This is a genomic window from Pseudarthrobacter sulfonivorans (assembly GCF_031454915.1).
Lineage (GTDB): Bacteria > Actinomycetota > Actinomycetes > Actinomycetales > Micrococcaceae > Arthrobacter > Arthrobacter sulfonivorans_C.
Genome location: NZ_JAVDRS010000008.1, coordinates 155,052 through 176,490, shown reverse-complemented (window position 1 = coordinate 176,490; position 21,439 = coordinate 155,052). Strand labels below are relative to the sequence as shown.

Here is a 21,439-nt window from a genome sequence, read left to right as displayed (position 1 = left end):
CCGCCTTGGCGCACTCACGACGGCGCTGGGGCCCTCCTCGAAGCGCCTTGCGTCCCCACGACGTGCCCGGGGAGCTCACAGGGCGGTGTGAAAGCATGGACCTATGCGCTCATTTATTGTTCGGGTCCTGATCAACGGGCTGGCTCTCTGGATTGCCAGCTGGATTTTGCCGGGCCTCGATATCTCCACAACTGCCACTACCGAGGCTGTGGCCAACACGGGCGTAACGCAGGGCACGGAGACCATCGGCATCATCCTGGCTTATCTGTTCATCGGCGTGATTTTCGGCGTGGTGAACGCGTTTGTCCGCCCCCTGGTCAGCTTCCTGTCCTTGCCCATCACCATCCTGACGCTGGGCCTGTTCACGATCGTCATCAACGCCGCCATGCTTTACCTGACGTCCTGGCTCAGCAGCTACACGCCGGTGCATTTCACCATCGATTCGTTCTTCTGGACAGCGGTCCTCGCGGCGATCATCATCACGCTCATCTCGCTCGTGGCGGGCAGGGTGCCGGGCGGCCGCAGGCGTTAACGGCTGGGCAAACTCGCCAGCCCGGCCAACCTGGCCCGCTGCTTAGCGCACCCTCCCCCCGGCCAGCCCGGCCCGCTGCTCAGCGCAGCCGCTCAACCCTGCATTTTCCCGGATGTCACCTGCCGGTCCGCCTCAGGCTTTTGCGGTAAAGGCCGCTGCGTGGGCTGCAGCCTTGGCCCGGGCGCACTCGCCGTCTCGGCCGGGGTCCGCGCCAGGGCGAAGCGTGTTGCCGTTGCCGTGCCGCCTGCTCCCAGCACGCCGGCAAGGACGGCAGTTGACGCCACAAGGGAGGGATCATCGCTCTCTGCGACGAGCCGGGCGCCGCCGGTGTAGTTGCTGAGCCGATGCCCCGGGCCAATACCGAATTCGCCGCCACCGGGTGTGGTGACCGGGCCGGTGAGCGTCACTGTGACCCGTTGCCTGGCGTCCGGGTTCGGTGTTCCGTCAGTTCCGGGAACCCAATCCTGCCTGTGCTCCAGATGTAGGGACGAGACGCCTGCGGCTGGAACGATCCCGCCGACCGGCGAGCCAGCCGTCAGAACATACTTCACGTCGTAATCGTTGAGGAACAGTTCGTCGGCGGCGAGGTTCATGGCATGGATTCCACCTTGGCTGTAGCCGACGGCCACGACGGGCGCCCCTTTCTCAGCGCCGGCGGCCCGCAGAGCCTCCAGTACGGCCGCGTTTACTTCAACGGAACGGTGACCCAACCCTTCCGTGATGCCCGCTTCATCGAAGGGGTTGGCCCCGCCCAGGTCACCGCCGGCCTGCGTGCCGGGAATGACCACCACGTAGGCCTTCTGTCCCGCGTTATCCACTTCGATCACCTCAACGTAGCCCTCGCCTCGCTGACCGATGATGCGGGCCCGTTCCAGGAGGGCGGCCGGCGAGCCATCGAATTCAATGGGCAGTGACTCCTTTTGATCGACGGTGACAGGGCGCGGCTGGAGGTTGCGGGTGGAACGGCCCAGCACACCGGTGAGCAGGGGAACGGCCGCTGCAATGTGCCTCCCGGCCGCCAAGTCCACGCCAAGCGCGATGAAGAAGCGCTCCCGCGAGACGGCCAACAGGGCGGCCATCGCCAGTGGGCCAGCGACGAGCTCGGTGACTTCCCTGTTGGGAACGAAGCCCAGCCCCAAGTCTCCAGCCTGCCGCATCATGGTTTCGGTGCTGGTCAGGCCGCCGCCCAGACCGCGCGCGATGCCCGCCCAAGCCTCCGCATTCTCGTAATACCGTTTGCTCGCGAGAACCTGACTGCCGATTGCCTGCAGTTCTGTGCGGACAACCTGGACGCCCGTACGGGAACGAGTCATGGTGGACACGGCCTCTGTCCACGCGGGCGTTTGACTGAACTGGTAGGGCCCCAGGCCATTCTGGATACGCTGCAGCTCAGCTTCCACGTCCACCAGCTCCTCGGCCAGGGCATCCAGCTTCTCCGCGCCGCCCACCAGTTCCTCTAGCTGGCACGTGATGCCGCCGATGCCGCCCCGTATTTCCAGGCCCCCATCCATAGCAGGGCCCCTCAGCTCTATGGGTCCGCCGCTGCCAGAGGGCGTCACCTCAGCCATGGGAACGGTCCCGCCGGAGTGGCCGCAGTGGCCGGGGCGGAGGCAACGTCCTGTGCGTGGCGGTTCAGCACTGCCACCGCATCCTCAAGAACGGCGCGCGCCCTGCCTAGCGCTACCTCTTGGAGGGCAACTGAATTCCGGTACGCCCGTCCGGCGGGCGACTGCCAATCCAGCAGCTGAATCTCCCGAAAACTGGCCATCACCCTTTCCACCCGTCCACAGCACACGGCAGCCCGCGCTGCCAGGTTCTGAAGCTCATAGCCGCGCTGCATCTGCGCCGCCAGATCAGCCGCCATCGAATCAATGCTCATGCATCCCCCTTGCCCGGTGCATTTGTCCTGCCTGCTGCATCACGTGATGCAGCACCACTGGACCCCGACGCTACGGAAAGCCGTCCTCCCGAAGGAAGCGCCGCCGTCGGCCATGTGGATAAGTCACACGGAACCTGCCGCTTAAGCCGCGGCTGGAGTTCGTGAAAGAATCAGCACATGCCTGAAACTGCCGCCCCAGCTGATACCCGCACGCCCTCCGGACGCCTGGCCCTCGCCGCGTCACCGGAGCCGATCGCCCTGGGCCCGCTGGACGGCCGCTACCAGTCCGCCGTCGGACCCCTCGTTGACTACCTCTCCGAGGCGGCGCTCAACCGTGACCGCGTGGCGGTGGAAGTCGAATGGCTCATCCACCTGACCAGCAACAACGTCCTCCCGGGCGCCGGCCCGCTGACCCAGGAGCAGCAGGACCAGCTCCGCGCCATCGTCACGGAATTCAACGCCGCGTCCGTCTCTGAACTGGCCGAAATCGAAGCCGTCACGGTCCACGACGTCAAGGCCGTGGAGTACTACATCGGCCGCCGCCTCCCCGCCATCGGCATCGGACACCTGACCGCCATGGTCCACTTCGGCTGCACGTCCGAGGACATCAACAACCTCTCCTATGCCCTCGGTGTCAAGGGTGCTGTGGAGGACGTGTGGCTGCCCGCCGCCCGCGCCCTGGTGGCCCAGATCAGCAAGATGGCCGAGGACAACCGCGCGGTTCCCATGCTGTCCCGCACCCACGGCCAGCCCGCCACCCCCACCACGCTGGGCAAGGAACTGGCCGTCATCGCGCACCGCCTGACCCGCCAGCTGGACCGGATCGCCAAGACCGAATACCTGGGCAAGATCAACGGCGCCACCGGCACGTACGCCGCCCACGTCGCCTCCGTCCCGGGCGCCGACTGGCAGCACGTCGCCAAGTCCTTCGTCGAGAGCCTGGGCCTGGCCTGGAACCCGCTGACCACCCAGATCGAAAGCCACGACTGGCAGGCCGAGCTGTACGCCGACGTCGCCCGGTTCAACCGGATCCTACACAACGTCTGCACGGACATATGGAGCTACATCTCCATCGGTTACTTTGCCCAGATCCCCGTTGCAGGGGCCACGGGATCCTCCACGATGCCGCACAAGGTCAACCCGATCCGCTTCGAAAACGCCGAGGCCAACCTGGAAATCTCCTCGGGCCTCCTGGACGTGCTCGGCTCCACCCTGGTCACCTCCCGCTGGCAGCGCGACCTCACGGACTCCTCCAGCCAGCGCAACATCGGCGTGGCATTCGGCCACTCCCTGCTCGCCATCTCCAACGTGGCCAAGGGCCTGGACCGGCTGGACGTCGCCGAAGACGTCCTCGCCGGCGACCTCGACACCAACTGGGAAGTCCTGGGCGAGGCTATCCAGATGGTCATGCGCGCCGAAGCGATCGCCGGCGTCGAAGGCATGGAGAACCCCTACGAACGGCTCAAGGACCTTACGCGCGGCCAGCGCGTGGACGGCGCCCGCATGCAGGAATTCGTCCAGAGCCTGGGCCTCTCCGCCGACGCCGAGGCGCGGCTGCTCGCCCTCACGCCCGGCAAGTACACCGGCATCGCGGACCAGCTGGTGGACCACCTCAAGTAGGACGTGTTCCAACACCAAGAGAAGTACGACGGCGGCGCCGGGCTCATGAGGACCCGGCGCCGCCGTTTCCGGTTGCGCCGGCCGCGGCCTTGGGCGGTACGGCCCATGTGGAGTGCGAAACTGGAGTCATGAAGCTGCTCCTCATCCGCCACGGACAAACCCCCGGCAACGTACTCGGCCAGTTGGACACCGCCCACCCGGGGCCGGGGCTCACGGAACTGGGAGAACGGCAGGCTGAGGCCATGGCACGGTCCCTGGCCAACGAGCAGATCAGCGCCCTCTACGCGTCCACGCTGGTGCGGACCCAGATCACCGCGGCCCCGCTGTCCAGGCTGCAGAACCTTGAAATCGACGTGCTGGAGGGCCTGCACGAAATCGAGGCCGGGGCGCTGGAAAAGCTCACGGACCACGAATCGCATAAGCGCTATATGGGCACGGTGTTCGCGTGGGCGGCAGGCGACCTGGACCGCAGGATGCCCGCCGGTCCGGACGGCCACGAATTCTTTGAACGGTACGACGCCGACATCGCCCGGATTGCCGAACGGGCCTCCCGCGACGGAGACTCCGTCGTTGCCGCCGTGGTCAGCCACGGCGCCGCAATCCGCACCTGGACGGGCCTGCGCGCCGCCGACGCCGACGCCGATTTTGTAGCCCGGCACATCCTGGCCAACACGGGCATCGTGGCCGTGGAAGGTGACCCCGACGCCGGCTGGAAGCTGATCCACTGGGACGGCAGCCCCATCGGCGGCCTCGCCCTGGCGGATCCGACGGCCGAAGACCCCATGGGGGATGCACAGTAGTCCGCACCGGCGCTCCTGGTACTGGACGGCCCCGCCTCATCCGGCCATGATGAAGGGTAGGCGCGGGGACCGGAATCCCGGGAGCCTCCCGCGCGGTGGAGGCGCACTTGCATGGCACGGACATCGGGGCAGGCTAAGGCCGGTTCGGTGGAGCCGGACGGGGATTTCCTCGCGGCATACTATGCCCATGTAGCCGCCGAGGACCTGCACAATTACGACCCCGAAACCCTCCGGACCCGGGCCGCCCACCATCTGGAACTTGCCGCCCGGCGCCCTCCCGGACAGGCCGCCGTCGGGATCCTGGACGAACTGGACACCAGCGTGGTGGCGGTGGTGGCCGAGGACCTGCCGTACCTGGTCCAGTCGGTGACCGCGGAGCTCACCCGTGAAGACACCCCCATCCGCCTCCTGGTCCATCCGACGTTCCTGGTCCACCGCGACCCCGCAACGCATGCCTTGCAGGGGGTTCATCCGGGTCACGTGCGGGAAGGATTCCTGCCGGGTATCGCGGCTCCTGATGGCGAAACGCCCGAGGTCTGGGTGGGCATGGAAATCGGCAGGCTCGCCGATTCCGGGGCAGCAGCGGAGCTGACCCGGCGCCTGCATAGCGTGGTTGCAGACGTGCGCGCGGCAGCCCGGGATCAGGAGGCCATCCACGCCAAGTTGTCCGACGCCATAGCCGCGGCGGATAACCTACGGCCCGGCGCCGTCCCAACAGCCCAGCAGCTCCGCGACCTGCTCGGCTGGCTGGCGGCCGGCAACTTTGTGTTCCTGGGCTACAGCGAGCATGAACTGACGACGGCGGCCGGCCGGGATCTGCTCACCGCCCGCCCGGGTTCCGGGCTGGGCCTGCTGCGCGGGACGGACCCAGGCACCGCGGAACCTGGGCTCCCGGGTCCGCAGGTTCTCAAGCTGGCCACCTCGGATCTTCGCTCCACCGTCCTCCGGGCATCGTTCCTGGACGAAATACGGCTCCAGTCCTTCGACCCGAGCGGCCAACTTGCAGGGGAACGGCGCTTTCTGGGGCTCTTCACCCCCAGTGCCGAGCACCAATCCGTGCGGCGGATTCCGGTAATCAGGGAAAAGCTGATCGCGGTCCGGGACCAGCTCGGCGCCGGACCGGACTCGCAGCAGGCAAAGGACCTTTTGGCGGTCCTGGAGGCCATCCCCCGCGACGAACTGTTCCAGGTTGACGTGCCGGAACTCAGCCGGCTGGCACAGGAAATCATGCGGGCCGAGCAGTTCCGCCAGACCCGGGTGTTCCTCCGTTCGGATAATTTGGGCAAATTCGTGCTGGCGCTCGTTTTCTTTCCGCGCAAACGGTACAGCACCGCCGTCCGGCTGCAGATGGAGCAGGTGTTCACGCAAGCCTTCCACCCCACCTCCATCGAATTCGAGGTGCGGCTCTCCGAATCCCCCATGGCCAGGATCTTCTTCCGGCTCAGGACGGCAAAAACCCCCGGCCGGGACGGTACCGCCCGGGAAAGCACCCCCGCAGGAAGCGACCTCAGCGCAGGCGGCGGGCCCGCCGTCGTCGGCCCTTCCACTGTCGACCCTGCCACCGTTGACCCTGCCCGCCTGGAGCAGGACCTGATCGCCGCCACACGTTCCTGGACCGAGGGCCTTGACGAACTGATCCGCGACCGTTTTCCTGCCGCGGAGGCCGCCCGGATCTCGCGCCTGTGGTCCGACGCATTTCCGCCCGCCTACCGTGCGGACTACCGGCCGGAGGACGCGCTCCATGACGTCACCAGCTTCGAGGCCTTCGACCTGGACGGCACCGGGGGCCGGCCGTACGACGACCCGATGCTGGCAGTCTCCCGGCCGAAGGGCGCCGCGGAACTGCCTGCCGAAGCCAGGATCCGCCTCTACCTGACCCGTCCGCGGAGCCTCAGCCACATCCTGCCGTTCCTGCACAACCTGGGCCTGGAGGTAGTAGACCAGAGGCCGTTCGAAATTCACCGCGCAACAGGCCAGAGCCTGTACCTGTACGACCTCAACGTGAAATATCCGGCCGGGGTGGATCCCGAAGCCAGCAGCGGGCTGCTGGCCGAGGCCTTCCGCGCCGCGATGCGCGGGGACATCGAGTCGGATGCCATCGACGCCCTGGTCATCACGGAAGGAGTTGGCTGGCGGCGGGCGGCCCTCCTGCGCAGTTATGCCAAGTACCTGCAGCAGTTGGGCACCACCACGTCCTACGGATTTATGGCCGATACCCTCAAGGCAAATGTCCGGGCAACCCACGCTCTCCTGGCCCTGTTCCATGCGAAGTTTGATCCCGCCCTGGACGCGCCTGCCCGGTTCCGCGAAACGGCCGCAGCGCGCACCGAACTCCTGGCCGCCATCGAGGCAGTCCCGGTCCTCGACGCCGACCGGCTGCTGCGCACCTTCATGAACCTGATCGAATCCACGCTCCGCACCAACTACTTCCAGGACAAGCCGCACCTGAGCTTCAAGCTCACCCCGGCGGCCATCGCCAACGCACCGTTTCCCCGGCCGAAGTTCGAGATCTGGGTCTACTCGCCCCGGGTGGAAGGCGCCCACCTGCGCTTCGGCGAACTGGCCCGCGGCGGCCTGCGGTGGTCGGAACGGAGCGAGGATTTCCGGACCGAGGTCCTGGGCCTGGTCAAAGCCCAGAACCTGAAGAACTCCGTTATTGTCCCCACCGGCGCCAAAGGTGGTTTTTATCCCAAGCGGCTGCCCGATCCAACGGTGGACCGGGCCGGCTGGTTCGCGGAAGGAACCGAGTGCTACCGGATCTTCATCCGCGGGCTGCTGGACCTCACGGACAACCTCGTGGTCTCGCCGGCCGGGGGAAAAGTGGTGCCGCCACCCTTGGTGGTGCGCCACGATGAGGACGACTATTACCTCGTGGTGGCAGCGGACAAGGGCACTGCGGCGTTCTCCGACACCGCGAATGCCGTTGCTGCCGAGTACGGCTTCTGGCTCGGCGACGCCTTCGCATCCGGCGGCTCGGTGGGCTATGACCACAAAAAGATGGGCATCACGGCCCGCGGCGCCTGGGAGTCCGTCAGGCAGCATTTCCGCGCGCTGGGCAAGGATCCCCAGGCGCAGGATTTCACGGTCGCCGGCATCGGGGACATGAGCGGGGACGTCTTCGGCAACGGCATGCTGCTCTCACCCCACATCAGGCTCGTGGCGGCGTTTGACCACCGGCACATCTTCCTCGATCCCGCTCCCGACGCCGGAGCCTCCTTCCGGGAGCGCCAGCGGCTCTTTGCCCTGCCGCGTTCAGCCTGGGCCGACTATGATTCGTCGCTGATCAGCGAGGGTGGTGGCGTCCATTCCCGCGCCGCGAAGGCCATTGCCATCACCGATCAGGTCCGGACGTGCCTTGCCCTGCCGGCGGGAACAACCGTCATGCCGCCGCATGCGCTCCTGCAGGCCATCCTCCGGGCTCCGGTGGACCTCCTGTACAACGGCGGGATCGGGACCTACATCAAGGCAGCCTTCGAGCGAAACCCCGATGTGGGCGACAAAGCCAACGATCCCATCAGGGTTGACGGCAACCAGGTGCGTGCCCGGGTGATCGTGGAGGGCGGCAACCTCGGCATCACCCAGCACGGCCGGATCGAGGCCGCCCTGGGCGGAACCCTGTTGAACACGGACGCGATCGACAACTCCGCCGGAGTGGACTGCTCGGACCACGAGGTCAACATCAAGATCTTTGTGGACCGGATGATCGCCGCGCAGCGCATGGCGGCCACGGAACGCGGCGCATTCCTGCACTCGCTGACGGGCGAAGTATCCCGGCTGGTGCTGGCCAACAACGCTGACCAGAATGTCCTCCTGCTCAATGACAGGCACCTGGTACTGGAATGGAGCCCCGGGTTCGAACGGACCATGGACTGGCTTGAAAAGGCCTCCGACCTGGACAGGGAGCAGGAGGCACTGCCCGGCACGGACCAGCTCAACGAACGGCTAAAGGCAGGCAAGGGGTTGACCTCGCCCGAGCTGGCCGTGCTGGCCGGCTACGCAAAGATCGAGCTCGCCAAGGAGCTCACGGCCAGCGACCTGGCCGACGACCCGTGGTTCAAAGCGACCCTGCGCGGCTACTTCCCCCACCAGCTGTCCGAACGTTTCGCATCCGAGCTGGACTCCCACCCATTGCGCCGCCAGATCATCTGCACCGTAGTGGCCAACGACATCATCAACCTCGGCGGCATCACCTTTGCCTTCCGTGCGAAGGAAGAAACCACAGCCACGGCAGCCGCGGTGGCGCGGGCCTTCGTGGTGGCCCGCGAGGCTTTCGGCCTGACCTCCATCATGGACCGGCTCGCCGCGCTGCCGCCGGACGTGCCCAGTGAGCTGGCGGCCGAGATTGCCATCCACATGCGCCGCGTCCTCGACCGGGCTACGCGCTGGTACGTGACCCATGACCACCGCGACCAGCCGATCGCCACTGCCTTGGGCAGGATCATGCCCACCCTTGACCTGCTCCGCACCAAGACCTCTGACTACCTGCGCGGCTCCGACATCGACCGCGTGCAGAACCGCCTCGCGCACTGGAACAGCGGGGGACTGCCGGAGGACGTGGCCGTGCGTGCCTCCGACCTGCTGGAAAGCTTCGGGCTGCTGGACATTTCCCTCGTGTCCGAACAGGTGCACGAGCCGCTCACCACCATCACCGACCTGTATTACACGGTCTTCCAACGGATTGACGCCGCGGGCCTGCTCCTGCGCATCACCGATCTGCCGCGCCAAAGCCGCTGGGAAACCCTCGCCCGTGCGTCCCTGCGGGACGACGTCTATTCGGCCGTAGCGGATATGACCGTTTCGGTAATGCAGACGGACACCCCGCCCGGAGCGGATGCCGTGGAACGGATCGTGGCGTGGGAACGCGGCCATCAGGAGCAACTGGCACGCATCAAGGATACGTTCGCCGAGGTCACCGGCCCCGGCCAGGTAGACATCGCGTCGATCTCCGTGGCGCTCAAGCTCCTGCGGACCCTGGTGCGCCAGTAACGCCTTGCACCGCCGGCCGTTCCCTGGGCGCTTGGCCCAGTGTTATCTGGGCGCTTACGCGGAGGAAACACCGCGGTAACCCTGCCCTCTTAGGCTTATCAGGCATAACCCTTCGGCGAATCGAGGCAGTCATGCAGACCAACCCCCGTCTCAACATCAGGGCCGTGACCTGGGCCAACCCTGTTGGCGCCGATCTGCGGAGTGCCCAGCAGGCCGAACTGGACGCCCGCTTTGGTACGCCGGACCACGAACCCGGGACCCCGCCGTCGGGCGCTGATTGCGCTGTTTTCCTCGTGGCGTACGACAAAGGCTCCGGCCAGCCCGTGGGCTGCGGCGGACTCAGGCTTTTGGACGACACTACGGCGGAAATCAAGCGGCTTTACGTGCTCCCGTACACGCGCGGCTCGGGCGTTGCCAGCTCCATCCTGGCCGCCCTCGAAGCCGAGGCCCACAAGCAGGGGATCACGAGGATCAAGGCCGAAGCAGGCTCAGCCCAGCCCGATGGCCGGAACTTCTACGAGAACTCCGGGTTTGAACCAGTGCCCAACTTTGGCGCCTACATCGGCATGGAGCACTCGTACTGTTATGCGAAGCTGATCGACTCGCACAGCGCCGCCCACACGGCCATGGCCTGAACCGAACCGGGACGGACACCAGGCCGGCGCCGCGTCACACGGCGCCCGCCACTGCGCAGCGTCCGGCACGGTGGGCTAACCTCGCCCTATGGAATCAGCAGACATCACCTTCCGGACACGCAAATGGGTCCGGCCCGAGGACCTTAATGCCAACGGCACCCTGTTCGGCGGCAGCCTGCTGAAGTGGATCGACGAGGAAGCGGCCATTTACGCCATCCTCCAGCTCGGCAACGGGCGCGCGGTGACCAAATACATCTCGGAAATCAACTTCGTCAGCTCTGCCGTCCAGGGCGACCTGATCGAGATGGGGCTGACGGCCACGCGCTTCGGCCGCACGTCGCTGACCATGCGGGCCGAAGTCCGCAACATGATCACGCGCCAGAGCATCCTCACGATTGAGCAGATCGTCTTTGTGAACCTCAGCCCCTCCGGCCAGCCCGAGCCGCACGGCTACACCGAAATCACCTACGACCGGGACAGGATTCCGACGCACCACCTCACCGAGACGCTCAACCAGGACTGACGACGGCGGCACCCGACTTCTGGGACCCGCCCCCCCTTCCCTGCAACGTTCACCGCGCGTTTACGCACCGTGCCCTGAATGTTCCGGCAATGGGACCAGACTCGACAGCCGGGCTGTTTATCGAATCGATAGATTCAATCGCCCCCAACCGTCGAGTCCAGCTATAGGCTTGCCGGACCATGCTCCGAGCCAAGTCCAGAAATGAGTCCTGATCGTGCGTAAATTCCAGACTTTGATGGCAGCCGCCGTCGCCGCCACCCTGTTGGCCGGCTGCGGCGCCGGCACTGCAACCCCGGCGGCGTCCGAGGCGCCCTCCTCCACGTCAACTGTTCCTTCCGGCGAAACCCTGGTGGTCTACACGAACTCCAATGGCGAGGGACGCGGCGATTGGCTGACCGCGGAGGCCACTAAAGCCGGCTTCAAGGTCGAGGTGGTGGGAGCCGGCGGCGCAGACGCCACGAACAAGCTCATCGCGGAGAAGAACAATCCCATCGCCGATGTCGCCTTCGGACTGAACAACATGTACTTCGCCCAGATCAAGGCCGCCGGTGCCATTGAGGCCTTCGAGCCGGCGTGGGCCGGCGAAGTGGACACGGCAGTGGGAGACACCGGCGATGGCAAGGCGTACTGGCCGCTGGTGAAGCAGGCCATCCTCCTCGGCTACAACTCGGACAAGTTCAGCGCCGACGCCGCGCCCAAGGACTGGACGGATCTCTGGACCAAGGACGAATTCAAGTCCCGCTACGAGCGGGTTACCGGGCTGGGAACCGCAACAGCGCAGTTGGTTTTCGCCGGCATCCTCTCCCGCTACAAGGACGATTCCGGTGACCTTGGCATCTCCGACGAGGGCTGGAAGCAGGTGGAGCAGTACTTCCAGAACGGCAGCCCCGCCGTGGCCAAGACCGACCTTTTCGCACGGATAGCTTCGGGCGAAGTGGACATGGGCCAGATGCCGTCCTCGATCATTGCCGAGCGTGAAAAGTCATTCAAGGTCAACGCCGAAACGGTGGTTCCCTCGGTCGGTGTTCCACTCGCTGTTGAGCAAATCGCCCTGGTGAAGGGGACGGACAAGAAGGCCGAGGCACTGAAGTTCATCGACTGGTTCGGCAGCGCGGACGTGCAGGCTGCCTTCGCCAAGAAGTTCAACTCGATGCCGGTCAACAAGGTAGCGGCAGAGCAGGCCAACCCTGACGTGCTGGAGTTCTTCGCGAGCGTGAAGCAGCAGGACATCGACTGGCAATTCGTCCAGGAGAACATGGGCGCCTGGGTGGAGAAGATCGAGCTCGAATACATGCAGTAGGCTCACCTACCGCCTCGTCCCCGCACCGCTGCCGGGCCAGCCGGCTTCCCTCAGACAGGTACCCATGATCCGCCTAGACAACATCGAAGTTAGCTTCGGCGATTTCGTCGCCATCCCGAACCTTGACCTGCACGTCAAACCCGGCGAGTTCTTCACGCTGCTTGGCCCTTCAGGGTGCGGTAAAACGACGGCGTTGCGCACGTTGGCGGGTTTCATCGAACCATCTGCGGGCACAGTCCATGTGGACGGGAAGAACGTCACCCGGCTTCCAAGTGACAAGAGGCAAGTGGGCATGGTGTTCCAGAACTATGCCCTGTTCCCCAGCATGAGCGTCTGGGAGAACATCGCGTTCGGACTGCGGGTCCGCAAGGAAAAGTCTGCTGAGAGTGACCGCCTGGTGCGCGACATCGCGCGCCGGGTGGAGCTCAGCGATGAGCAGCTGCACAAGAACGTGGCGGAACTCTCCGGCGGCCAGCAGCAGCGCGTGGCCGTGGCCCGGGCGCTGGTGCTGCGGCCCAAGATCCTCCTGCTGGATGAACCGCTGTCCAACCTTGATGCCAAGCTCCGGCACCAACTCCGGCAGCAGCTTAAAGACCTGCAGAGCGAGTTCGGCATCACCACCGTGTATGTCACGCACGATCAGGATGAGGCCCTGGCCATGAGCGACCGGGTGGCCGTCTTCAACAAGGGCGTGGTGGAGCAGGTGGGGACGCCGCAGTCCATTTACGACGACGCTGCCACGGAATTTGTCTGCAACTTCATCGGTGACAGTTCGCCGCTGACCCCGGAGTTCGTCGCTGAGCTCAACAGGCTCTCCGGCGCGGGCCTCAGCCCCGCCGCCAACTCCTACCTCCGCGTGGAAAAAGCATCACTGACGCAGCCCGCCAACGGAGGCACCGCCGTCGGGCTTTCCGGACAGGTAGTTTCGCGAACCTACCACGGCCTCCACAGCCGCTACATTGTGCGGAGCCACGGCGCGGACCTCCGCCTGCTGGTTAAGGAAGACGGCGCCGCCCACCCGGAGGCCGGAGCGGAAACCACCGTCTACGTCCAGCCGGGACACGTACTGCAGTACCACCCGGACACCGGCAAGGCCCTGGACAGGCGGGAGCAAGCGGTGGCCCTGCCATGAGCGGGACCTCCGCGAAAAGCATGCTCCGCTCCCCGTTCATCCTGATCGTGGGAACGGTCCTCACCTGGTTTATCGCCGCATTCCTGGTGTGGCCGAACCTGAACGTCCTGATCGCCACGTTCTTCCCGGACGGCAGCTTCTCGGGACGCGCCGCGGAGAAACTTTTCTCCTCCCAGCGCGCCATGAAGTCCCTGGGCAACAGCTTCCTGCTCGCTGTGGCGCTGTCCATCACGGTGAACGTGGTGGGCATCTTCATTGTGCTGGTCACGCACTACTTCAAGATCCGGGGTTCCAGGATTCTGTTCCTGGGGTACGCCTCCACGTTCATCTACGGCGGCATCGTGCTGGCGGCGGGGTACAAATTCATCTATGGGGATAAGGGCATTGTCACGTCCCTGCTGCTCAAGGTCTTTCCCGGCATGGATGCGGCGTGGTTCTCCGGTTTCTTCGCGGTCCTGGTGGTGATGACGTTCGCCACCACCACCAACCACATGCTTTTCGTTGCCAATGCCCTCAAGGGCGTGGACTACCAGACCATCGAGGCCGCCAAAAACCTGGGGGCTTCCACCTGGACCATCCTGCGCAGGGTGGTCCTGCCCATGCTCAAGCCCACGCTGTTCGCCGTCACCATCCTGTCCTTCCTGACCGGGCTGGGCGCACTCAGCGCTCCGCAGGTACTGGGGGGCCGCGATTTCCAGACCATCACGCCAATGATCCTGACCTTCACCAACAGCCCCACCTCGCGGGACCTGGCGGCGTTGCTGGCCGTTATCCTGGGCGTGGCCACCATCCTGATGCTGGCCGTGATGACCCGGCTGGAGAAGGGCGGCACCTACTTCTCGGTGTCTAAAGTCTCGTCAGCCCTGCAGAAGCAGCAGATCACCAACCGGGCAGCCAACGCCGCCGTGCACGTGATCGCTTATCTGCTGTTCGCGGTGTACAGCCTGCCCGTACTGCTGATCGTGCTCTATTCCTTCGCTGACGGAGCAGCCATCCAGACCGGGCAGCTCTCGCTGGGCAGCCTGACCCTGGACAACTACGTCCGCGTGCTGACGCAGGAGTCCGGCCTGCGGCCTTTCATTATCAGCGTCATCTACAGTGCACTCGCCGCGGTGATTGCCGTGGGCGGCCTCCTGTTCGTGGCCCGCCTCCTGCAGAAATACCGGAACTGGGTCAGCTCCCTTTTCGAGTACCTTCTCCACATCCCCTGGATCCTGCCCTCAGCCCTGCTGGCCCTGGGGCTCATCATCAGCTACGACCACCCCAACCCCCTGGTGGGCGGCGCCGTCCTGACCGGCACCACGGTGATCCTGCTGATTGCGTTCGTGACGGTCAAGATCCCCTTCACGCTGCGCATGCTCAAGGCTTCGTTCGCGTCGGTCAATTCCTCGTTGGAGGAAGCCGCCGCCATCATGGGCGCGCGGACCCTCTATGTGTTCCGGCGTATCCTGCTGCCCCTGGTGTTACCTGCCGCCGCAGCCATCGCCGCTTTGAACTTTAACAGCATGCTGGATGACTACGACACCGCGATCTTCCTGGCGCACCCGCTGGTCCAGCCGCTGGGACTGGTGATCAAAGCGAACACCGACGGCGCAGAAGGCGTGCAGGGCGTGGCGAACACGTTTGTTTACACCGTGCTGCTGATGATCATCACGGGGCTGACCATGTATTTGGTCTACGGGCGGACCAGCCGGCGCCGTGCGAAAGGCACGGGCGGTTCGAAAGGCAAGGGCGTCCGTGCGCTCCCCGCCTTAGCCGCACCTGCTGCAGCTCGTTCCCTCGCTGAAGTGCCGGCCACCAAGGCGCCATCGGCTCCATCGCGCTAAGGAATCCTAGGCAAAAGCCAACTGCCATCTGCACTTCCTGGGCACAGCTGTCTAGACTTTCGCAACGACATCTTCTGGCGGCAGCACGATTTCCACCACCTGTTCGACGTAGCGAGCGGCCAACGGGCCCACAACGGCCATGACCAGCACATAGGCAGTAGCCATGGCCGCCAGTTCTTGGTTGACGGCACCGGATGCCACTGCCAGTCCGGAGATGACGATCGAGAATTCCCCGCGGGCTATAAGCGCGGCTCCGGCACGGAGACGGCCAGGGCGGGCAATGCCCACCCGCTTCGCTGCCCAGAAACCGGTAACCATCTTGGTGGCCGCGGTGATAAAAGCGAGGACGAGGGCCCAGCCAAGCACTGGCGGAATGGAAGCAGGATCAGTGTTCAGCCCGAACGCCACAAAGAAGATCGCGGCAAAGAGGTCCCGCAGCGGTGCCAGGATGCGCGTGGCATTGTGTGAGGTGACGCCGGAGATCGCGATGCCGAGCAAAAAGGCCCCCACTGCCGCTGACACTTGCATGGCTGATGCCACGCCGGCTACAAGCAGCGCCGCGCCCAGGACGTTCAGGAGGAACACCTCTGAGTTTTCGCTGTGGACAGCCTTTGACACATGGTGTCCGTGGCGGAGTACAACCAGAAGGACCAGGCTCACGACAGCCAGCGCGATGCCCACGGTTGTGAGCCCGCCGAGGAAACTGACGCCGGCAAGAATGGTGGTGAGGACGGGAAGATATACCGCCATAGTCAGGTCTTCAAACACAAGGAGCGAGATCACCACACGGGTTTCGCGGTTGCCTAGCCAGCCCAAATCATTGATCACCTTCGCCGCGATGCCCGACGAGGAGATATAGGTGACGCCGCCCATCACCATGGCGCCCACGATCCCCCAACCCAGAAAAAGGGCAAGCGCTGCCCCCGGCAGGAAGTTCAGGATGAGGTCAAGGAGACCGGCTTGCCACGATCTCCGCAGTCCGGTGAAAAGCTCCGAAGCCGTGTATTCCAGCCCGAGCATAAACAACAACAGGATGACGCCGATTTCCCCAAAAAGATGCGAAAAGTCCGCCATGCCTTCGAGCTCAACAATCCCGCCAGTGCCAAAGGCGAGGCCGCCCAAGAGATACAGCGGGATAGGTGACATTCCAATCTTTCCCGCCAGCCTGGCCAACAGGCCGAGGGAGAACACAACGGCTCCCAGCTCAATGAGGCTCAACGCTAGCGGGTTCATGGCGGCTCATGCCAACATGGTGGCAAACATGAGGGCCATGACGGCGGCACCGATGGCTTCGAGCCCATGCGCTGTGCGGGCGGAGCGCCCTGACGCCGTGCCATGGCGGTGACTGGTTTTTGCTGCCCCGAAACGCAGCACAAGGAGAATGAAAACCACGGCCGCGGCTCCGAATAACAGTGTCAGCACGATCGCCAGTCCTGGTGAGTGACCAAGGGTTGCTGCAGCCGTGCTGGGGGCTGCCGGGGTCATCGAGTGATGGGCGTGCGCCATTGGTAATGCCCCTGCCGGAGCGTGTCCGGTGGTGGCCAGGCCCATCATTGCGACCATGACAGCAGCGCCGGCCATGCTGAGGCTGTGGTAGACGCACTTTAGCCTGCCTTGGCTGCCCGCGCAGAGCATTTTGAACTCCGGCCGGGCGACCGCCTGAATGACAAACCACAGTGCCGCGCCGGCGAGGACAGCAATCTGGGCCAGCATGGTCGAGGGCACGAGGTTCCACAACATGGCCGCCATCAGGATGTTCATGAGGGCATGAAGAATATTGTTTACCCGGTCCGTGAGCTGGTGGGACTTTGTCGCCTGCAGGAAGTGATAGCTTCCGCTAAGCAGCAGGACGGCCGTGAGGGTCCAGGTAATTGCGGGGACATTGAACACGCGGATCACACTCTCACTACTGGGTTTGGGTTAGATGCGGGTCATGTCCCCGGTGCGGCTATCGACCGCACCGGGGACATGACTGTGACAGCAGGCGGGAAGCCTTAGGTTGCCGGTTCCGTTTAGGTAAGGTCCAGGACCTTTTCCCGATCCCGATCCCGATCCCGATCCTCGACAGCGTGATCCGACTCGGGAGCAGTGGCTGCCTCGGATTTCGCGCGCCGCGATTCATGCTGGGAATACAGCCAGATGGGCAGGTAGAGCGCCAATACGAGGAAGCCAACCCAGGTTGAGGTCCAGCCGATTTCCAGGCTGTTGAGGTACACCACGCCAACCACACACAGGGGCACATTGAAGAGGCCAAAGATCATGGCGACATGTTTCCAGCCCTTGGGCGCTTTGAAGGGCCGTTCCAGGTTTGCGAAGGCCGGATGCCTTGCGGCTTTGACGTATGCGAACAGGCTGATGCCGTTGGCGCAGGTGTAACCAATTGCTGACGCGGCAAGAATTGCCGCAGCGTTTCCCATGGAGATCAGCACCAGGTTGAAGGCTCCGATCACCAGCATGGCAATGAACGGGGTCCCGTGGCGGTTGGTTTTGCCGAAGACTTTGGGCAGGTTGCCCTCCGTCGACATGGAGTGCATGGCTCGGGAGGAACCCAGGTAGGCCGTTTGGATGATGAGGATCATGGCGGCGATCAGCATGATGATGGTGATGACTGAACCGGCTTGGCCGAAGACGGCCTGGGCCACGGGGATCAGGGGCGAGACAGACTCGGCCTGGACACCCTCGACACCCAGCACGCCGATAACTGCAGCCTGCAGCAGGACATACAAAGCGAAGCAGATGATGCCGCAGGCAAGCAGCGCTTTGGGGAGATCCTTGGACGGTTTCTTGTATTCGGGGCCGTAGATGGCTGCCGTTTCCCAGGCGCAGGCACTCCACTGGGCGATGCCAAAGATGCCGAAGAGCATCAGGATGTGGTGCATGTCCCAGGCCCAGTCAGCCGGCCACCAGTTGCCGGTGATGTTGGTCAGCTCAACGTGTCCGGTAGCAAAGGGTGCCACGGCCAGGATGACCAGCGGTATCAGGGATATGGCCGCCAGGATGTAGCCCAGGATGGCGCCGTCCTTGAGGCCGAACCAGTTCACGATGAACAACCCGGTGAAGATCACCAGTCCTGAGATCAAGGCCAGCTGATACTCGGTGAATGTCTCGCCCAGCACCGGGAACAGGCCATGCAGGTAACTGCCGGCCGTGATGGCGAAGATCGCCAGGATCGGGTTCCAGCCAAACCAGTAGCTCCAGGCGGTAAAGCCGCCGATCAGTTTGCCTCTGTCGTACTTGCCTTTGTAGTTCTCGGTGCGGAAGACGTGCTGCGCGAAGCCTGGCAGACCAGAGGCCTTGGGAAAGGTGGTGGCCATCTCGGCATACGCGGCGTTCTGCATAAACCCTTGAAGAACGGATATTCCCCAGATAAGAATTGCTGCGGCGGACACATACATCGGCAGGTAGCCCAACGAGGGCAGAATCAGCATGGGAACACCCAATGCGATGGCCGCACCCTGCTTCCAGTTAATCGACCTTTTCAGGTGATCCGCTTCATCCAAACGATTTTCACTCATAACATCTCCTTTGATGAACTGAACGTCGTGTGATCTTTACTGCCTGGACGCCTTTGGCGGCCAGTGAGTATGGGACGGACCCCGATGCGCGAACGTCCAAGCACGTAGGAAGGTCCGAGAGGATTTCGCCCTTGTGGCGAGACGAGTCCGCAGGAGCGCCGTGACGAATCCCCGCGCTCCCGCGGACTCAGTTAAAGATTGTCAGTCGGTGGTGCAGCAGGTTGCGGTGTTGGTTGTTTCGGTTCGGTTGTCGTTGCTGGGGAGGTTGAGGGTTGGGTTTTGGTCGAAGAAGCCGTGGGGTTCGAGCATGAAGCCGATGTTTTGGCGGGGCATGATGGGCCAGTCTTCGAGGCGGACGACGTGGTGCATGCCGAAGGTGTACCAGACGACGAGGTCCTGGTCGACGATGTTCCGGTTTTTTTGGGTCCAGATGTGCAGGCCGTCGTCGGCGCCGGTGGCCTGGTTGGGGAATTCGCCGGCGGCGAAGCGTTCGGTGCGGTCGTAGGCGGTGACCCAGAGGTTGTTGCGGGCGAACTGGGCGCGTTTGCTGACGTAGGATTCGTCGCCGGCGGCGAGTTGGATGCCGTCGGTGGGGATCAGGCGGTAGGCGACGGGTTCGTTGACGAGGTTTTTGCTGTCGCGGTTGGCGATTTTCCAGAAGCGGTGTTTGGCGGAGTCGGTTTTGCGGATGGCGGCCTGTTCGGTTTCCAGGAGCCGGTCCACGGCCATGAACGCGGTGTGGGTGGGGTTGTGGTCGGGGATTTCCATGTCGACTTCGTAGACGGCGTTGGTGGGTCCGTCGATTTCGAAGTCCATGCGGACGTTGAACATGTGCTGGTGGATGGGGGCGTAGAGTCCGTCGTTGTTCAGGGTCTGGCCGTAGGGGCTCTTTTCGCCGGGTTTCTGGCCGGCGGTGGAGAGGATGCCGGTGGCCTTGACGAGGAATTCGATGGACCCGTCGAGGAAGAGGTGCCAGTAGAAGGCGTATTCGTAGTTCGCGACGGTGGCGATGAAGGAGATGACGAGTTTGCGGGAGCGGCGGGTTTCGGCGGTGCCTTCGCGGAAGTCGAAGTGCTTCCAGAGGATGGAGTCGTCTTCCTCGTGCATGCAGATGGCGTTCTCGATGGTCAGCGGGTTGCCGTGGCTGTCGGCGGTGATGCCGTCGAAGTATTTGATTTCGCCGAGGCAGTCGCAGCCGAGTTTGAGGGAGTTGGCCATGTTGCCGATGTTGTATTCGCCGGAGTCGAAGGCGTTTTTCTTGGCCTGGACGGGGGCGGTGTCTCCGTAGGGGACGACCATTTCCGAGAGTGAGGCGCGGTTGATGACGGGCCGTTCGACGCCTTTGTTGCGGAATTTGAGCTGGTGCAGGACCAGGCCTTCGCGGGGGGTGAAGCCGACGCGGAAGGACCAGTCGGCCCACTGGACGTGGTTTCCGGTGACGGTGAAGGACGCGCCTTCGGGCTGGGTGATGGCGATGGGTTTGAGGTCGGTGCGGGCTTCGCCGACGTATTTGGGCAGGTAGTTCCCGCTCGCGGACGGGACGGGGATGGCCTGGTCGTCCTCGACCTTGACCACTTCCCCGGAGTTCAGGTCCACGATGACGATGAAGTTCTCGATCGGGTGGGCGTAGGGGCTGTCGTCGGCTTCCTCGCGGACGAAGACCAGGGCGCGCATCAGGCGCCGGCCCTCGTTGTCTTCGCCGAAGTAGCCCACGGACCAGGGTTCGAAGCAGACCAGGGACATGTCGGTGATGCCGCGTTTGGCCAGGGCGGCCTGGACCTCGGGGTTGGTCCGGCAGCTCTCTTCACCCTCGGCGAATTCGTCCAGCATGAACGGGGGGTGGATGTTCGCGGCGAGCTGGGTCCATTTGGAGACGATGCCCGAGTCCAGGTCCACGATCGCTTCGTAGGAGCGTCCCTCGGCCCGGTTGACCAGGACCGCGTCGGCTGCGCGGAGGGTCGCGGCGCCGGTCCGGAGCAGTTCCTTCTCCGGCTCGCGCAGCTCAATACTGATGAAGCGGAACGACTCGGCCGCGGCCGGGCCATCCTTCAGGATCGCGGCGGCCCGGGAAATCTCCTCACGGGAGAGCGGATCGAGAGGGTGCGCCACCCCAACCTCGGTGTGGATTTCAGTGTTGAGAGTCATTGTTTCTCCTTGGTTTCTAATCAAAATGACGGCTCTTATAGCTGGCAGCCAGCATTGGTTTTATTGCCATCGCGGGATAAGGGACAAAACATCCACGGAATATCAGAACTGTTAATCTTTCGATTTCCCAGAACTGCTAATTCTTTCGTGCCTACGATGCTGCGTTAAAAGACCCTCCCCGAACCGACTGAGGCCGGAGAAGGGATCGCTTGCAATCGGCATCCTCTATTTCCAGAGTGTCAGCGGGGCTCTACTCCGGGCCCTGCTGGCGTGATGCGGATCACTCGCATTCCGTCTGTGTAAGAAAACTACGTCATTCAACTCGGTCAGGCGAGGCTTTTGTGCATATTTACGTGAGAAATTCACCGCGGCATTTTCCCGTCGCAGTTAACATGTTGGAAACATTCTGAAGCGGGCAGAGAGTGCCGGCCCGTGAGAAATTTGAGGCTGAATTTTCCCACCGCAGTTAACATGCTGGAAACATTCATAAACGCGTTCGCACCCGTCATCGGGGCAGGGAATGCTAATGTTTTGCACCTCAGGCCA

The 21,439-nt window shown here is 64.0% G+C and carries 15 protein-coding genes; 9 read left to right on the top strand and 6 right to left on the bottom strand.

From position 1 onward, the window contains the following. Positions 1-103 precede the first annotated feature (103 nt). Entirely contained in the window at positions 104-532 is a 429-nt protein-coding gene (locus J2808_RS17400; protein ID WP_309819106.1) for a phage holin family protein, read from the top strand. A 92-nt stretch (positions 533-624) separates the two neighbouring features. Here J2808_RS17400 and J2808_RS17395 read toward each other — a convergent pair whose 3' ends face one another. Together J2808_RS17395 and J2808_RS17390 are read right to left on the bottom strand one after the other, a co-directional pair. Beyond that, on the bottom strand, positions 625-2,043 hold the full coding sequence (locus J2808_RS17395) for a hypothetical protein (RefSeq protein WP_309819104.1): 1,419 nt from the start codon (positions 2,041-2,043) through the stop codon (positions 625-627). Positions 2,044-2,087: 44 nt separating this feature from the next. Beyond that, the gene (locus J2808_RS17390) at positions 2,088-2,411 is read right to left on the bottom strand and encodes a hypothetical protein (protein ID WP_309819102.1); all 324 of its coding nucleotides are present in this window, start codon (positions 2,409-2,411) and stop codon (positions 2,088-2,090) included. 177 nt (positions 2,412-2,588) lie between these two features. Here J2808_RS17390 and purB point away from each other — a divergent pair, with 177 nt between their 5' ends. The 8 genes from purB (at position 2,589) to J2808_RS17350 (ending at position 15,233) form a co-directional block, all read left to right on the top strand. Further along, the gene (purB, locus tag J2808_RS17385; protein WP_309819101.1) at positions 2,589-4,031 is read left to right on the top strand and encodes an adenylosuccinate lyase; all 1,443 of its coding nucleotides are present in this window, start codon (positions 2,589-2,591) and stop codon (positions 4,029-4,031) included. Positions 4,032-4,159: 128 nt separating this feature from the next. Further along, positions 4,160-4,831, top strand: coding sequence for a histidine phosphatase family protein (locus J2808_RS17380; RefSeq protein WP_309819099.1), 672 nt, complete (start codon positions 4,160-4,162; stop codon positions 4,829-4,831). 111 nt (positions 4,832-4,942) lie between these two features. Further along, a complete protein-coding gene (locus J2808_RS17375; protein ID WP_309819097.1) occupies positions 4,943-9,817 on the top strand; it encodes an NAD-glutamate dehydrogenase in 4,875 nt (1,624 codons plus the stop codon). A 131-nt stretch (positions 9,818-9,948) separates the two neighbouring features. Beyond that, positions 9,949-10,452, top strand: coding sequence for a GNAT family N-acetyltransferase (locus J2808_RS17370; RefSeq protein ID WP_309819095.1), 504 nt, complete (start codon positions 9,949-9,951; stop codon positions 10,450-10,452). Between the two features lie 88 nt (positions 10,453-10,540). Then, positions 10,541-10,975, top strand: coding sequence for an acyl-CoA thioesterase (locus tag J2808_RS17365; RefSeq protein WP_164203965.1), 435 nt, complete (start codon positions 10,541-10,543; stop codon positions 10,973-10,975). Between the two features lie 214 nt (positions 10,976-11,189). Beyond that, the gene (locus tag J2808_RS17360; RefSeq protein WP_309819092.1) at positions 11,190-12,275 is read left to right on the top strand and encodes an extracellular solute-binding protein; all 1,086 of its coding nucleotides are present in this window, start codon (positions 11,190-11,192) and stop codon (positions 12,273-12,275) included. A gap of 64 nt (positions 12,276-12,339) precedes the next feature. After that, positions 12,340-13,407, top strand: coding sequence for an ABC transporter ATP-binding protein (locus J2808_RS17355; RefSeq protein WP_309819090.1), 1,068 nt, complete (start codon positions 12,340-12,342; stop codon positions 13,405-13,407). Further along, positions 13,404-15,233, top strand: a complete 1,830-nt coding sequence (locus J2808_RS17350; protein WP_309819089.1) for an ABC transporter permease — start codon at positions 13,404-13,406, stop codon at positions 15,231-15,233. Before J2808_RS17355 ends, J2808_RS17350 begins: the two co-directional genes overlap by 4 nt. A gap of 51 nt (positions 15,234-15,284) precedes the next feature. On the opposite strand, the gene J2808_RS17345 is transcribed toward J2808_RS17350, so the two are convergent. The 4 genes from J2808_RS17345 to J2808_RS17330 all read right to left on the bottom strand — a co-directional run bounded on the left by J2808_RS17345 (position 15,285) and on the right by J2808_RS17330 (position 20,893). Further along, positions 15,285-16,466: a cation:proton antiporter gene (locus tag J2808_RS17345; protein WP_309819087.1), complete on the bottom strand. Its 1,182-nt coding sequence runs from the start codon at positions 16,464-16,466 to the stop codon at positions 15,285-15,287. Between the two features lie 6 nt (positions 16,467-16,472). Then, on the bottom strand, positions 16,473-17,123 hold the full coding sequence (locus J2808_RS17340; protein WP_309819086.1) for a DUF5134 domain-containing protein: 651 nt from the start codon (positions 17,121-17,123) through the stop codon (positions 16,473-16,475). Between the two features lie 122 nt (positions 17,124-17,245). After that, the gene (locus tag J2808_RS17335) at positions 17,246-18,748 is read right to left on the bottom strand and encodes an APC family permease (RefSeq protein WP_309819084.1); all 1,503 of its coding nucleotides are present in this window, start codon (positions 18,746-18,748) and stop codon (positions 17,246-17,248) included. 201 nt (positions 18,749-18,949) lie between these two features. Further along, a complete protein-coding gene (locus J2808_RS17330; protein ID WP_309819082.1) occupies positions 18,950-20,893 on the bottom strand; it encodes a primary-amine oxidase in 1,944 nt (647 codons plus the stop codon). Positions 20,894-21,439 lie beyond the last annotated feature (546 nt).

Coding starts and splice junctions, on each gene's coding strand:
- J2808_RS17370 (WP_309819095.1), top strand. CDS start 9,949: ATGCAGACCAACCCCCGTCTCAACATCAGGGCCGTGACCTGGGCCAAC.
- J2808_RS17390 (WP_309819102.1), bottom strand. CDS start 2,411: ATGAGCATTGATTCGATGGCGGCTGATCTGGCGGCGCAGATGCAGCGC.
- J2808_RS17335 (WP_309819084.1), bottom strand. CDS start 18,748: ATGAGTGAAAATCGTTTGGATGAAGCGGATCACCTGAAAAGGTCGATT.
- J2808_RS17330 (WP_309819082.1), bottom strand. CDS start 20,893: ATGACTCTCAACACTGAAATCCACACCGAGGTTGGGGTGGCGCACCCT.
- purB (WP_309819101.1), top strand. CDS start 2,589: ATGCCTGAAACTGCCGCCCCAGCTGATACCCGCACGCCCTCCGGACGC.
- J2808_RS17350 (WP_309819089.1), top strand. CDS start 13,404: ATGAGCGGGACCTCCGCGAAAAGCATGCTCCGCTCCCCGTTCATCCTG.
- J2808_RS17380 (WP_309819099.1), top strand. CDS start 4,160: ATGAAGCTGCTCCTCATCCGCCACGGACAAACCCCCGGCAACGTACTC.
- J2808_RS17355 (WP_309819090.1), top strand. CDS start 12,340: ATGATCCGCCTAGACAACATCGAAGTTAGCTTCGGCGATTTCGTCGCC.
- J2808_RS17395 (WP_309819104.1), bottom strand. CDS start 2,043: ATGGATGGGGGCCTGGAAATACGGGGCGGCATCGGCGGCATCACGTGC.
- J2808_RS17365 (WP_164203965.1), top strand. CDS start 10,541: ATGGAATCAGCAGACATCACCTTCCGGACACGCAAATGGGTCCGGCCC.
- J2808_RS17375 (WP_309819097.1), top strand. CDS start 4,943: ATGGCACGGACATCGGGGCAGGCTAAGGCCGGTTCGGTGGAGCCGGAC.
- J2808_RS17400 (WP_309819106.1), top strand. CDS start 104: ATGCGCTCATTTATTGTTCGGGTCCTGATCAACGGGCTGGCTCTCTGG.
- J2808_RS17345 (WP_309819087.1), bottom strand. CDS start 16,466: ATGAACCCGCTAGCGTTGAGCCTCATTGAGCTGGGAGCCGTTGTGTTC.